This window comes from Melioribacteraceae bacterium (assembly GCA_035362835.1).
GTDB lineage: Bacteria > Bacteroidota > Ignavibacteria > Ignavibacteriales > Melioribacteraceae > DSXH01.
The window spans coordinates 207,408-219,392 of record DAOSDY010000003.1 but is presented as its reverse complement, the minus strand read 5'-3'; the positions used below and the strand labels follow the sequence as shown (position 1 = coordinate 219,392).

The 11,985-nt window shown below is 39.0% G+C and carries 9 protein-coding genes; all 9 read left to right on the top strand.

Features of this window, described 5'->3' with window-relative positions:
• Window positions 1–14: 14 nt before the first annotated feature.
• Complete coding sequence (locus PLZ15_12100; protein ID HOI30489.1) at window positions 15–1,391, top strand: hypothetical protein; 1,377 nt, start codon at window positions 15–17, stop codon at window positions 1,389–1,391.
• A 50-nt stretch (window positions 1,392–1,441) separates the two neighbouring features.
• Window positions 1,442–2,443 carry a rhodanese-like domain-containing protein gene (locus tag PLZ15_12095; protein ID HOI30488.1) on the top strand — a complete coding sequence of 334 codons (1,002 nt, stop codon included), beginning with the start codon at window positions 1,442–1,444 and terminating at the stop codon, window positions 2,441–2,443.
• A gap of 73 nt (window positions 2,444–2,516) precedes the next feature.
• Window positions 2,517–2,957 carry a tetratricopeptide repeat protein gene (locus tag PLZ15_12090; protein ID HOI30487.1) on the top strand — a complete coding sequence of 147 codons (441 nt, stop codon included), beginning with the start codon at window positions 2,517–2,519 and terminating at the stop codon, window positions 2,955–2,957.
• 89 nt (window positions 2,958–3,046) lie between these two features.
• The gene (locus PLZ15_12085) at window positions 3,047–6,187 is read left to right on the top strand and encodes a two-component regulator propeller domain-containing protein (GenBank protein ID HOI30486.1); all 3,141 of its coding nucleotides are present in this window, start codon (window positions 3,047–3,049) and stop codon (window positions 6,185–6,187) included.
• Entirely contained in the window at window positions 6,188–6,841 is a 654-nt protein-coding gene (locus tag PLZ15_12080) for a response regulator transcription factor (protein ID HOI30485.1), read from the top strand. It abuts the gene before it with no gap.
• A 159-nt stretch (window positions 6,842–7,000) separates the two neighbouring features.
• The gene (locus PLZ15_12075; protein ID HOI30484.1) at window positions 7,001–7,369 is read left to right on the top strand and encodes a response regulator transcription factor; all 369 of its coding nucleotides are present in this window, start codon (window positions 7,001–7,003) and stop codon (window positions 7,367–7,369) included.
• A gap of 12 nt (window positions 7,370–7,381) precedes the next feature.
• Window positions 7,382–9,457 carry a T9SS type A sorting domain-containing protein gene (locus tag PLZ15_12070; protein ID HOI30483.1) on the top strand — a complete coding sequence of 692 codons (2,076 nt, stop codon included), beginning with the start codon at window positions 7,382–7,384 and terminating at the stop codon, window positions 9,455–9,457.
• A 19-nt stretch (window positions 9,458–9,476) separates the two neighbouring features.
• Window positions 9,477–10,973: a T9SS type A sorting domain-containing protein gene (locus PLZ15_12065; protein HOI30482.1), complete on the top strand. Its 1,497-nt coding sequence runs from the start codon at window positions 9,477–9,479 to the stop codon at window positions 10,971–10,973.
• A gap of 174 nt (window positions 10,974–11,147) precedes the next feature.
• Window positions 11,148–11,972, top strand: coding sequence for a cytochrome c biogenesis protein CcsA (gene ccsA / locus PLZ15_12060; protein ID HOI30481.1), 825 nt, complete (start codon window positions 11,148–11,150; stop codon window positions 11,970–11,972).
• Window positions 11,973–11,985: the final 13 nt, after the last annotated feature.

The window sequence follows — 11,985 nt, the reverse complement described above, 5'->3', positions numbered from 1 at the left end:
AATTGGAAACTGTCATGCAAAAGAAATTATTCCAACTCTTCACTTCAGCAATTATTATTTCACTTGCAATTCTGGGATGCAAAGACCGGACTGAAGAACCGATTTCAGGTGACGAACAGGTAATTACGAAATCTGTAGCTTCCTGTGAAGGATGCCATACCAGTTATGAAAATCTTAAACGCGTTTACACACCGGATCCACCAAGTACAGGAGGTGGAGGTTGCGGCGGTGAAACACCTCATATTGAACCATACGATCGTGTTTATCTGGGTGGCGATGGATATCAGGCATTTAAACAAGATGTTCACGGTAAAATGCCCTGTACTTCTTGCCATAATGGCGTTGACGGAACTGATAACAAAGCACAGGCTCACTCCGGTGACTTCATCAAGAAACCTTCTGCGTATTCTGAACAGAAGTGTGCAGCCTGCCATACTGATATTGCTCAGAGAGCTAAAAACAGTCTGCACGAGCAGGGATGGGGTCAGAAATCGATGGTTCTACGTCGTGCCGGGTTACCAAATATTCCATCGGGTTTCAGCCAGTTATCCGAAGTAATGAAGGAAGGATACGATGTAAACTGCGGTAAGTGCCATGCATCCTGCGGAGACTGTCATGTTAACAGGCCAAAAGCCGGAGGCGGTGGTCTAGCAAACGGTCATGCATTTACTAAAACTCCTGATATGCGGAATGTTTGCGTTACCTGTCATGTAAGCCGCGGAGGTCACGCCTATTTTGGTCAGGCAACCGGAACAGTACCAGATGTGCATTTAACGAGCCGGCAATTCACATGTATCAGGTGCCATACTCAAAATGAAATCCATGGTGATGGAAATATTTATGATCAAAGATACAAAATGCCACTGTTGCCGAAATGTACTGATTGTCATGGTAGTTTGTCGAACACCAATGCATATCACTCTGCTCACTTAAGCTCATTCAGCTGTAACACATGCCATTCGCAGGACTATAATAATTGTGGAAGCTGTCATATCGGAGGCGATGGTGCCAGAGTACCTTCATATCAGGGATTCAAAATCGGTATGAATCCGATTTCCACTACACGTCCTTACAAGTACGCTGTGCTTAGAAGATCTCTAATGGCTCCTGACAGCTGGAAGAACTACGGTATTGCCAGCCTGACTAATTTCAATGTGGCCCCTACTTACAAATATGCTACACCGCATAATATAATTAGGTGGACAACACGTACAAAAGTTGCAACGGGTAAACCATGTTACGATTCATGTCATATTATTAAAGAAAATGACGGGACTTACAGGAACAAGAATTTATATCTATTTAGAAGCGACCTCGAGTCGTGGGAGATTACAGCGACCCAGAGTATAACTGTGGACGGAAAACTTCCGACACGCTGGAATGTTCAATAAATATTTAACAACAATAATTAATCACAATAACAGAGAAGGGAGTTGTACAAATGAAACTGCGTAAATTATTTTATCTTCTTTTAGTACTTCCATTATTCATTATCAGTACCGGTTGCAGCAGTGACGATAACGGCACTGAACCAACCGCTCCGGTTAACGAAGCACAGGTTCTTGTTGAATATCTTGAAGCAAACGGGAATTACCTAAACACCGCAAATCCTGCAATCATTTCTGCAGACGATGTAAGAGCTTTGCAGTTATCCAATCCGACCAAACTGCATATTATTGACGTAAGATCAGCAGCTGATTTTACGGGAAAAGGACGTATTGACGGTGCTGTTAATGTTACGGTAAATAATCTTGTTACACATATTAAAAGCATTAATGCAACAAGTTACGATAGAATTGTTGTTGCTTGTTATTCAGGACAGACTTCAGGTTATGCTACAGCATTATTAAGACTTTTAGGTTATAGCAATGTCTATTCATTGAAATTCGGAATGTGCTCATGGAACAGCCAGGTAGCTACAAACTGGACTACGAATGTTGGCAATAACTATACTAATTTTGTTACAACCAGCTATCCAAAAGGAGCTGCAGGCAGTCTACCGACATTGAATACCGGTAAAACATCCGGAAAGGAAATTCTTGAAGCAAGAATTAATACTCTCCTTTCTTCGACCAATCCTTTCGGAGATATCAGCACTACATGGACAACCGTAACCGGTAATCTTTCCAATTATTACATCGTTAATTACTGGCCAACAAATCATTATGCATTGGGACACTTAACTGGAGCTATCCAGTATACACCCAAAGCAGATTTAGCTCTCGCGACAAGCCTTAAGACTCTTCCTACAAATAAGACCGTAGTAATTTACTGCTACACTGGCCAGACATCGGCACAGACGGCAGCCATTTTAAAAGTAATGGGATATGATGCAAAATCATTATCTTTTGGTGTAAATACTATGGCTTACGATTGGATGGGAACAAATGGGCTTACACAATGGAAACAGACTGAATGTAAAGAATATCCATTTGTAAAATAGTAGATAAGAGTTTAGCCCTCCATGAAAGTGGAGGGCTTTGTTTTTCAGTGAACATTAACAGGACAGCAAACAGATGAGCGAAATGCTGGGAAATCAGTTTTTTATGGCGAGGAATTATCCTGCCGCTCAAAAAGAACTTGAGGAAGTCTATTCCAGGGAAGCTTCCAATATTTCTGTTATGAAAAAACTCCTTATCTGTTACACACAGACAGGAAGAATTAATGAAGCAATAGAACTTTTCAATCATCTTCTGAACGAAAATATTGAGTTTATTATCAATACTGACCCATCACTCGACGATTGCCCCTGTGCCGAATTGATTGAAAAAATTGAGGATAAAAATCAGCATCTCGAATCATCATTCGATCATCTTCTTATTCTCGCGATTATTTGGCTCTACTGCGATGAGAAAAAATCACTTGAATATTTTAAGAAGCTGCATGAGCTGGAACCCCTCAATAAAACAATTCAATTATCCATTGAACGGATCGAAAATTTTATTACAACACACTAAAATGTAAGAAATCTGATTTCATTACCTTCACTCCTATTGCAAGTCGTAAAAAATCCTGTAATTTGCTATTAGTTTTTGGGACTATTTCCTTGGAAAGATCCACTGCCCGGCTATTAATCATCTTAATATCTCTGCTGGTTTTTTCATCTGAATCGGCAGCCCAGAGAAGATTCCACAACCTTACATTAAAAGACGGATTACCCTCCAATAGAATTCAGCACATATTAAAGGATTCCAGGGGATTCGTCTGGATTGCTACAGATTTCGGAATCTGCCGTTATGATGGTGTAAGAAACACAACATTCAGCAGCTCGCAGCCTGCGGCACAGGGTCTTACCGAATCTAATTTTACTTTTATCTTTGAAAAGAATTCTGACGAGATCCTCTTTCTAAGTTATAACGGTTCTCTTTTCTCTTTCAAGTATTCGACAGGAAGATTTGAAAATATAAGTCTTAATAACTCTTCATTGAAAAACAGAAACCCCTCATTCATTTACAGGGAAACCAAAAACAGATACTGGTTAAGTACAGAAAACGGACTTATACTTACGGACAGTACATTTAAATTAAAAAAAGAATCCCTACTGCCGTCAAACTTCAGAGGATTAAATGTAAGCAACCGGGTTTTGACCCTTCACAAAGATAGAAAAGGTATCTTCTGGCTCGGTATGTACAGCAGAACAATATTACGGTTTGATCCGGAATCCGGAATTTTTTCATTCGATGAAGTAGCGGGATTCCTCCCCCCTCTTCAGCAGGTTTCTTCAATTATCCCGTCAGCCGATTCAAATCATATTTTCATTGCAACAGCCGGCGAAGGAATTTATAAAGTTAACATTAATAATTTCTCTTATTATAACTGGCGGTTTCAGGAAAAGAATCCCGCTTCTCTTCCAAGCGACAGGATAACATCACTACTTTTACAGAACGACACATTGTTGTGGGCAGGTACAATAGAAGGGCTTGCGCGAATCAATTTAAAATCGAATTTAATCACAAGGTATTTTCATAATCCTCAGAATCCTTATTCTCTGTCAAATAATCACGTCAATAAACTATTTCTCGATTCACAGGGAATACTCTGGATCAGCACATTCGGCGGAGTAAGCGAGCTTTATACTTCGCAAAACCGGTTTACAAAAATTTCACAGGACATTAATTCGCCAAATTCTATCAGCAGCAATATTGTCAATCACTGTTTAGAGGATAAGTCCGGAAATCTCTGGATTGGAACATCAAAGGGTATTGATATCCGGGAGGCCCGGACGGGAAAATATTATCATTATAATCCCCCCAAATCCGGTCTGCACCACCGCAACGAGGAAATAGTAAAATTCTTTGTCGACGGAAATACCTGGTGGGCTGCTACCTGGGGCGGAGGATTAACAAGATTCACATTGCCGGATAATTTCTCTCCGGGCGATAAACTTTCTTTCCGGAATTTTCTAAATAATCCCGGTGATACTACTTCAATCAGCAGCAACTTTATCCGCTCAATTACCAAAGACCGGAACGGAAATCTCTGGATCTCTACCTGGAACGGCGGTTTAAACATGATTGGTTCGGTTTCCAAAAACAGTAATCAAATTATTTTCAAAAGATTTCTTCCGGATAATGGACCAAATAAAAGCATTGCAAGCAATTTTATTGACAACATATTAATTGAACCGGGCAATGAATTCTGGCTGGCAACTTCCGAAGGATTGCAGCATGTTAATTTCGAGAAGAACCTCTTCGAAATGATAAGATGCGATGATGTAAACACCATAGAACAGATGAACAGTGTAACCTGTATGGTAAAAGACGGCAACAATATTTTGTGGCTGGGGACTTTCGGCGGACTAGGAAAAATCGATCTGACTAAAAAACCATACAGATTTGAAACTGTTTACAGTAACATCGATCATTCAATATTTTCTTTATTTATTGATAGAAACGGAACACTCTGGTTTTCTACTTTGAATTCCGAGATCGGAAGTTATACTCCCTCAAGCGGTAAAACTGAATTTTACTCCATGATTCAAGAGGTGGACGGATACGATTTTTACCTTGGTGACGCATCCGGAGACCGCCGCGGAAATATTTATTTCCCGGGCAGGTCGGGGTATCTTTTTTTCAATCCGGATCAGATAAATAAAAATCTTATTGTCCCACCGGTTTACCTGACATCACTGAAAATCAACGGTGCAGATTATATTGCTGCCGGGGATATAACTCAGGTAAAAAGCATCGATCTTGATTACGATCAGAATAATCTCTCGATCGGATTCGCCGCGCTCAATTACATCAATCCGGGTAATAATAACTATAAGTATAATCTGGAAGGATACAGTAAAGACTGGATCTCGCTTGGTAAACGTTCTGTAATCGATTTTGTAAACCTCCCTTCCGGCAGCTACAATCTGAAAATTATCGGATCGAATAACGACGGACTCTGGAATGAAAAAGGAATCCGCTTGAGTATAAATATCTCTCCCCCGCTCTGGGAAAATTCATATTTCAGAATACTGGCCGCTCTCCTTATTATTGCCGCTCTATTCGGTTTTTTCAATTCTAAAGTTAAAAGGCTTAAAGCGGAAAAGAGCCGCCGCGACCAGTTTTCTAAAATGCTAATCGAATCCCAGGAGGAGGAGCGGAAGAGGTTATCGAAAGAACTACACGATAGCTTAGGCCAGAATCTTCTCGTAATTAAAAACAGGCTGGCATTATACCAGATGAACGGGAAACCCGATCCGGCGGAAATAAATGATATTTCCGACCTTATAAAAGATTCGATCGACGAAGTGAAGGAAATCTCCTCCAATCTTCACCCGCATCAGCTTGAAAGACTCGGGCTTAACAAGGCTATCCAGTCTATGATCAACAAAATATCGGCATCGAGCAATATTGCTATTGAATTAATATCAGATGATATTACGGGACTCTTAGGCAGAGACAGGGAGATCAATTTATACAGGATTATTCAGGAGTCGCTCAATAATATCGTAAAACATTCGAACTCCGTAAAAGCACTAATTGAAATTTTGAAGTCTGAGAATTTGATTAAAGTAAGAGTTGAAGATTATGGAAAAGGTTTTGATTTTTCCGGAGCGGAATTCTTTTCCAATACAACCGAAGGCCTCGGCTTAAAAAGTCTTAACGAAAGAGCCCGGATTCTGGGAGGCGATTTAAAAATAGAATCGGAATCTGGAAGTGGGACCAGAATACTTCTCACATTCAATCTAGAATAAATGGAAAAAGAGACAAAAATTTTAGTGGCCGACGATCATCCTGTTTACAGGGAAGGGCTTATAAAAATAATTCAAAAAGAAAAGCATTTGAAAGTCTGCTACAGTATCGGAAACGGAATTGAAGCCTGGGAAATAATAAAAACAAAAAAGCCCGCTGTCGCTATTCTGGATATCTCGATGCCCGGCTTATCCGGCATTCAAATTGCCTCTAAAATATTCGAACAGAACCTTCCTACCCGTCCGATTATTCTTACCATGTACAGTGAAGAGGAATATTTTGAAGAGGCGATGGAAAGTGAAGTCCACGGCTACCTTCTGAAAAACTCGACTGATATTGAGATAATTGATTGCATTAACGCCGTAATGAAAGGCTCGTTCTATGTAGGCAAAGAACTGGTTGATAAAATGATTATGAACAGGAAAAAACCGAAACAGGGAAACGATATTACCGGTCTGGTTAAAAAACTGACTCCTGCTGAGATTCAGATACTTAAACTGATTTCGCAGAATAAGACGAGCGCCCAGATAGCAGGCGAATTATTTGTAAGCTTCCGCACAGTTCAAAATCACAGAAATAATATTGCACACAAACTCGGGTTGAGCGGTTACAACAAACTTCTTCTCTTTGCTATCGAAAATAAAAACCTTTTGTAAAAAGATTTCCTTTAACCGCTTTATTTGATATCGTATTTACTGTAAAAAAGTCTATCAATTTATCTAAGTAGTTCTACTCATTTCAAATTGAGAATTACTCTCTATTTCGTTCCTCCCTGGCAAAAAATAACTTGCGTGTGAAAAGAAAGGAACCGGAACTTGAAAGTCCTGATTGCAGACGACAGCCCTCTCATACGAGACGTAATCCGCAGATTTCTCGAAAAATCATTTGATAATCCCGTTATCATTGAGTGCAGCGACGGTGATGAGGCGGTTAGGCTTCAAAGGGACGAAAATCCGGATCTGATACTGATGGATATTATGATGGAGAGAATGGACGGGCTCGAAGCTATCCGGCAGATTAAAAAACACTCCCCCCTTTCTAAAATTATTGTAATAAGCCAGTTGCAGGAAGAGGAATACAAACAGGCGGCTCTTGATGCCGGTGCTTTGGACTACCTTAATAAGGAAAATCTTACTGATCTAAAAAGCAAGATTGAAAAAATTATCAACGAGCAAATTATTTAAGGAGTATTAGTTATGAAAAAGAGTCTTTACTTATTAATTATCTGTTTTTTTGTTCTTTTATCAGCACTTAATGCACAGTGGACTCTTACCGGCGGCCCAAATGAGACAACTATCGATCCGCTTTTTGCAAAAGGAACCACCCTCTTTGCAGGTACGGCCGGTAACGGTGGCATTTACAGAACAGTTGATAATGGAGACAACTGGATTGCTGTAAATAGTGGAATTCAATATCGAGGAAAAGTATTTGGTTTTTGCCTGCTCGGACAAAAAATCGTTGCTGCTGTTTACAACGAAATTTACATTTCCGCAAATAATGGTGAAAGCTGGCAGAATATCAAACCAACGAATAATACTTATGATGTTAAAGCTGTTGCATACGACGGAACATATCTTTATGCGGCTCTACATGGTTCCGGAATTGCCCGTTCCGGTGATGAAGGTTTAACATGGACTGTTTATACATCAGGAATTGCGGATAAAACTATTTGGGCAATTCTGGTAACTGATTCGAAGATATTTATAGGTACTAATACCGGGATATTTTCTTCTTCGGACAAGGGAATAAACTGGCAAACTGCAAATACAGGAATATCTGCTAATTCATCCGGTTTCAAATCGTTTACTAAAATAGGGAATGATATTTTTGTCTGCAGCAATTATGGAGGTGCTCATAAATCAGTTGACAATGGACAAAACTGGACAGCAGTTAACCAGGGTTTGCAAACCACTAATGCAAGAAAAATATTTTCAACCGGGACTGATCTATTTATAAGCACCGACGCAGGTATACACAGATCTGTAGACGGAGGTACTAATTGGACAAAAACCAACACCGGAACTCTATCTGACTATTCTAATAATTTTGCTGCAATCGGCAATAATATTTTTGTTGCTAACAGTACAAGAGGAATTTATAAGACAACAAATAATGGAACATTGTGGACACAATGCAATAAAGGCATAACCAATTCCACAATAAAAACATTACTTAAAATCGGTTCAACTTTATTTGCAGGGGCTTATTATTCGGGTGGTGTTCACAATACTTCCAACGGAGGCACCACCTGGAATCATAGTTATCCCTCTGTTAGTAACGTCGTTCAGCTTGTAAATAACAACAACGACATTTATGCCGCTACAGCCGGCTGGGGATTATTCCGATCCGTAGATAACGGAGTTAATTGGACTCCGCTTACGAGTAACAATGCGGACTTGCTTAGTGTTTACACTGCTGCAATAGGAAATAACAAAATTTTTATAGGGACTGCAACCAATGGCGTTTATGTCTCTAATGACAACGGTGCAACCTGGGCTGTGACAAACAATAATTTGACAGCGAGAAATATAAACATGCTTACATTTGTCGGGACTAAGTTATTCGCAGCTACATCTGCCGGCATTGTTTCTACTACAGATTATGGAGCCTCCTGGGGTCAGGTTAGTCTGCAAGGGAAAAATATTATTACAATTAAAGCTAATAATAACAAAATATTTGCCGGTACCTGGGGTGACGGGGTATATATTTCTAATGACAATGGTGCTACCTGGACGCAAAGTAATAATGGCATGACGTACCTTTTGATTTATGCCATTACATTTGATAATAACAATAATGTATATGTTGCTAGCGGTGCTAATGTATACAGCAGTAAGGATGGCGGTGCTAATTGGGTTCTTAAGAACGAAGGTTTGCCCTTGGATGTCTACGGCATTGAAGTTTTGGATAATTTCCTGTATGCCGGCACAAGTACATATGGTGTATACAAAAGACCTTTGAGCGAGCTTGTTACTTCAATAAACGACAAAGAAGTAATTCCTTTGGAATACAGACTTGAGCAAAACTACCCCAATCCTTTCAATCCTTCTACAACAATCCAATATTCAATTCCGGAAGCCGGTTATGTTATGCTAAAAGTATATGATCTACTTGGTAAGGAAGTTGCCATTCTAGTCAACGAATTCAAACAACCCGGAACATACAATTCTCAATTTGCCATTTTCAATTCTCAATTAGCGAGCGGTGTCTATTTATATAAACTTCAGACAAAGAATTTCACTTCAATAAAAAAACTACTTTTATTAAAGTAATAACCAGTATGAGAAAAAAATGAAAATAAAATATCTGTCACTTTATATTCTAACATTGGTATTCACTACAATTGGATATCCACAGAGTCATATTTCAAGTTATGCACTGTGGGGAAATGATAGAATGATTTTAGATAAAGACCCTTTAGGATCATTTTCCGGGGTACAGAATTCCGACGGAAAAATTTATGTCGCAATTAAAAATCTCGTAATGTTCCCCTCCGGTGGAATAATAATTATGTTTTCCGATGATCTGGGAGTTAACTGGAAAGCAACCCAGAGTGATGCATGGATGACAATTGATGGAACATACGGAGATTTTAAACTTCTCAACGGTCCCAATAATTCAATTTATCTGTTTGCTTTGATAGATAATATGATTACCTGTAAGAGAATTGACGAGCCAGGGGGCATCTGGGCTTCTCAAATGCTTGCAAGAGAATTTGATGCTGTCTACTCTGAAGAACTAAACAATTTCTTTTTTCTTTATACTGATCCTTTTGACAACGAACTAAAGTTCCTGCAATCGGAAATTATTAACGGTGAGTTTAGTACAAAGCACTTTGGCTATCTTGATTATAATACTCATTCTCCCAGAATTGTTATCAGCGGCAGAAAAGTTGGAATTGCATACATGTACAATTATTATTTACCTAAAGAAGCTTCTCCTATTGCTTATTCAGTGGGCGAATTTAATATGAACGGAATATTAGTTCCCTTTTCACCGGTAAATGCGGTTGCAGAAAACATAATTAAAACAGAATATAAGTGCGCATTAAATGGCGAAAAAGTCTGGGTTGTTTATACTGAAAGCGTTAACAACAAATTGCTGGTCAAGGGTACATTCAGTACTAATGGAGGAAGCAGTTTCAGCATACCGATTGATATAGCGACACTTCCCGCTTCAAATAATTACTGGCCGAACATTAAGAAAAATAAAGACGGATTCGACTTAGTCTATTATTATGATGAACCTCAAAGCGGTGAGGCAACAAATTCAACTGATAAAATTGTTTATAACTTCAATGCCACCGGCAACAGCTCGCAATTTATTTATAATGCAAGTTTATCTTCACATCCTCCCTACTGGACATCCAGCAATCCAAAACCTGAAATTGTTCCATTACAATTTTCGACTTCTTATGACCTTGGGGTCATATGGCTTGGCTGGGATCAAAACGGCGGGAAACTATTTTTCAATCGATTTAACTCTGTAACCGGCATTAAAACCGGAAATGAATTACCGATAGATTTTGAGTTGTTCAATAATTACCCCAATCCTTTTAATCCTTCTACAACTATTCGTTATTCAATTCCGCAAGCCGGTTTCGTATCACTGAAAATATATGACCTCCAGGGCAAAGAGGTGGCTACACTCGTAAATGAATTCAAACAGCCGGGGAATTATGATTCTCAATTTTCATTGCAAAATTCCAGGCTAACAAGCGGCATCTATTTCTATAAAATTACGGCAGGTAAGTATTCTGAAACTAAAAAGATGATTATACTCAAATAACCGGCCGACAAATACCAAAAAAAAGGGAAGCAGAGCTTCCCTTTTTTTATAACAAGTCCTCAATTTCTGCCTCAATTTCCCTTTATAACCATAAGTTTTTAGGCCAATAAATTCTTAAATTTGTCACCCGAAGTTTTACTCATTTATTATATAATATTACTTATTTAGTGAATTATGATCTCAGCATTAGAGCTATTAAATACAATATTACCGCTTGCCTACCTTATTACTTTTATGGTATATGCAATCGATTTTATAAATGAGAAGAGAGTCCTTGCCAACTCAAAAAGAATCTTTCTTTTCATTACTCTTATAGTCCACTTATTCTATCTGATCATCAGAACCATCGAATTCGACCATACACCGATAACGAACAAATTCGAAATATTTTCGATTCTGGCTTTTTCGATCGGCTTTTCTTATTTCATCCTCGAATTGCTTACAGACGTAAGAGGAACCGGCGCTTTCATTCTCTTTTTTGCGCTCGTATTTCAGTTCTTCTCCTCACTGTTTATTGAGCACAACTATATTGTCCCCGATGTACTAAGGAACAGGCTGCTCGGACTGCATGTAATAAGCGCATTACTCGGTTATTCCGGAATTACGATTTCTGCTGTTTACGGATTGCTCTTTCTTCTCCTTTACAAAAATCTGCGGGCAAGTAAATTCGGACTTGTATTCAACCGCCTGCCGAGCCTCGAGATACTTGAGAAATTAAGTTTCTATTCGCTTGTAATCGGATTCGTCCTGATTACGGTTGCAATAGTTATAGGAATTATATGGCTTCCCTCGGCTTTCCCTGATTTCAGGTACAGCGATCCCAAACTGATCGGGACAGCACTCGTCTGGATAATTTACGGCGCAGGGATTACAAGTAAAATAGCTGCCGGGTGGTATGGAAGGAAAGTTATTTACTTTTCACTTGCAGGATTTTTATTTGCTGTAATTTCTTTAATACTTACCAGCACACTCGCTAATACGTTTCATTCGTTTTATTGAAAGAATTTCAGGC